General features: G+C 66.9%; 4 protein-coding genes. All 4 read right to left on the reverse strand.

The features are described 5' to 3' along the window. The coding region (locus tag ENN83_RS15975; RefSeq protein ID WP_287188734.1) for an SLC13 family permease at positions 1–574 on the reverse strand (574 nt) is incomplete at its 3' end. Positions 575–649: 75 nt separating this feature from the next. Further along, complete coding sequence (gene phnE, locus ENN83_RS15980) at positions 650–1,471, reverse strand: phosphonate ABC transporter, permease protein PhnE (protein WP_287188735.1); 822 nt, start codon at positions 1,469–1,471, stop codon at positions 650–652. Continuing rightward, entirely contained in the window at positions 1,468–2,229 is a 762-nt protein-coding gene (gene phnE, locus ENN83_RS15985; RefSeq protein WP_287188737.1) for a phosphonate ABC transporter, permease protein PhnE, read from the reverse strand. Before phnE (ENN83_RS15985) ends, phnE (ENN83_RS15980) begins: the two co-directional genes overlap by 4 nt. Before the next feature lie 62 nt (positions 2,230–2,291). Continuing rightward, on the reverse strand, positions 2,292–3,109 hold an 818-nt coding region (gene phnC, locus ENN83_RS15990; RefSeq protein WP_287188736.1), incomplete at its 5' end, for a phosphonate ABC transporter ATP-binding protein.

Genomic DNA, 3,109 nt, shown 5'->3' on the forward strand with positions numbered 1-3,109 from the left:
CGAACAGCACGCCCGCCAAAGCCACCGCAACGCCCACGGGCGCGAAATCGAACATGCCGAAATGCCCCGGCCCCGCCTCGGCGCGAAAGCCCGAGACGATCAGGTTCGGCGGCGTGCCCACCAGCGTCGTCATCCCGCCCAGGATCGTCCCGAAGGCCAGCGGCATCAGAACCTGTCCCGGCGTCAGGTCCAGCCGCCCGGCAAGCTGCACCGCGACCGGCATCAGCAGCGCCATGGCGCCGACATTGTTCATGAACCCCGACAGCGCAGCACCCAGCCCCATCAGCGCGGCCATGCTGGCCAGTCGCCCGGCCTCGCGCGGCAGAACGCTGCGCGCCAGCCAGTCCACCGCACCGGTGGTCTGCAGCCCGTGGCTCAGCACCAGAACGCAGGCCACCGTGATCACCGCCGGGTGGCCGAATCCCGCAAAGGCGTCCGCGGCCGGAACGACGCCCGCGACGACACAGGCCAGAAGTGCCGCCAGCGCCACCACGTCATGGCGATAGCGCCCCCACAGGAACGCCGCCAGCGTGGCGCCAAGGATTACGAAGATCAGGAACTGGTCGGCGCTCACGGCCCTCTCCATCCGGTCCTTGCCCGAGGGGACCAGATCGGCGGTCCGGCTGCAATCGTCCTTTCGCCGCGTGCCTCAGATGATCGCGTGCCGCACCCGGGCCGAGACCCATTCGCTGACCACGACGGTCGCCAGGATCACCAGGATGATCAGCGTGACCTGCGGCCAGGCCAGCACGTTCAGGCTGGCCTGAAGCTGCGCCCCGATGCCGCCCGCGCCCACCAGCCCGAGGATCGCGCTTTCGCGGATATTGATATCCCAGCGGAACACCGAGATGCCGTAGAAGCTGGGCAGCACCTGCGGCACGATCCCGTAATTCAGGATCTGCGCCTTGGTCGCCCCGGTGGCGGTGATCGCCTCGATCTGGGCGATATCCGTCTCCTCGATCGCCTCGTAAAGCAGCTTGCCGATGAAGCCGACCGAGCGGAATCCGATGGCAAGGATCCCCGCAAGGATCCCGGGGCCCAGGATCGACACCAGCAGCAGCGCCCAGATCAGCGAGTTGATCGAGCGGCTGGCCACGATGCAGAACAGCGCCGCGGGCCGCAGGATCATCCGCGAGGGCGTGGTGTTCGAGGCCGCCAGGAAGGCCAGCGGAACCGCCAGCACGATGCCCAGCAGCGTGCCCAGCGTGGCGATGTTGATCGTGTCCCAAAGCGGCTGCCAAAGCCTGTCCATATAGGACCAGCGCGGCGGCCAGGCGCGGCTGGCCAGATCGGCCGCGGCATGGGGCGCGTCGTAGACGAAGACCCACATCGTGCGTTCCGTCATGATGTTCCAGCACCAGACGAACAGCGCGACCAGCCCCAGCCATCCGGCATAGATCGCCAGCCGGCCAAGAAGGGTGCGGTGGTGCCAGACGGGACGTTCGGCGACGGGAATGTCGGTCACGCTCATTGCACCCACCTGCGCAGATAGCCCGAGGAATATTCCGAGATCATCACGATGGCGATGATGATGAGCAGCACCGCCCCCGCGCTGTCGTATTCATAGCGGTTCAGCGCGGTATTCAGCGTCGCCCCGATCCCGCCCGCGCCGACGATGCCGATCACGGCGGATTCGCGGAAATTGATGTCGAGCCGGTAAAGCGACAGCCCGATCAGTCGCGGCATGACCTGCGGCTGGATCGCGTAGTTGATCAACTGGAACCACGAGGCGCCGGTAGCCCGGATCGCCTCGGCTTGGGATTCGTCGATATCCTCGATATCCTCGGCCAGCAGCTTGCCGATGAAGCCGATGGTGGCAAAGGTCAGCGTCAGGAACCCCGCAAAGGCGCCGAAGCCGAACAGCGCCACGAAGAAGATCGCGACGATGATTTCCTGCAACGCGCGGGAAACGGCGATGATCCCGCGGCAGATCGCATAGATCCAGCCCGGGGCGACATTGCGCGCCGCGCCGATGCCGATGGGAATCGAGACAAGAACACCGACCACGGTCGAGGTCAGCGTCATCGTCAGGCTCTCGATCAGCCCGGTAGAGATGTCGCGCCAGCGGGTGGTGAAATCGGGCTGAAGGAACCCCCCGATGAAGCGCTGGCCGCGCTCCATCCCGACCATGACGCGCTGCCAGTTCACCTCGATGGTCCCAAGGGCCAGCACCAGCCAGACCAGCGCCCCGATGGCAAGCGCATAGCGCCAGAAGCGCGACTTGATCATCTGCGGCGGGCGTTTCCACCGCGTCGGATAGGGGCCCGGAGACACGGGGGCGGCGGTCTCGGTCACAGCGCCCTCATCATCTTCATGGCCTCGTCGCGCTGTTCGGCCTCGGCGGCCTCGTCCTCGGCGGCGGCCTGGCGCATTGCGGTCCAGTCCTCCTCGCCATAGATCTGGGTCAGGACCGCCTCGGTCAGCCCCTTTGCCGGACCGTCGAAGACCACCCGGCCCGCCTGCAACCCGATGATCCGGTCGGCGAATTGCTGGGCCAGGACCACGTCATGGATGTTGATGATCGCGGGCAGGCCGCTTTCGCGGCAGATCTCGACGATCAGCCGCATGATCTGGCGGCTTGTCTTGGGGTCGAGGCTCGCGGTGGGTTCATCCACCAGCAGCAGCTCGGGATCCTGTTCCAGCGCCCGGGCGATGCCCACCCGCTGGCGCTGCCCGCCCGACAGCGCATCGGCGCGCTTGTCGGCATGGGCCGACAGGCCGACGCGATCGAGCAGGCGAAACGCCTTGGCAATGTCCTCACCCGGGAAGCGGCGGGTGAAGCTGCGCCAGAACGGCACGTAGCCCAGCCGCCCGGACAGCACGTTCTCCATGACCGTCAGCCGTTCGACGAGGGCGTATTCCTGAAAGATCATCCCGATCCGCCGCCGCGCCCGGCGCAGTTCGCCCGCGCGCAGGCGCGTGATGTCCAGATCGTTCAGCCGCACCGTCCCCTCGGTCGGCTCCACCAGCCGGTTGACACAGCGGATCAGCGTGGACTTGCCCGCGCCCGACGGCCCGATCAGCCCCACGACCTGCCCCTTTGGCACGGTAAAGCTGACATCGGTCAGCGCCTTGTCGCCGGTCTTGTAGACCTTGGTCAGCTTGTCGA

Source organism: Rhodovulum sp. (assembly GCF_011048875.1).
Classification (GTDB): Bacteria; Pseudomonadota; Alphaproteobacteria; order Rhodobacterales; family Rhodobacteraceae; genus Rhodovulum; species Rhodovulum tesquicola.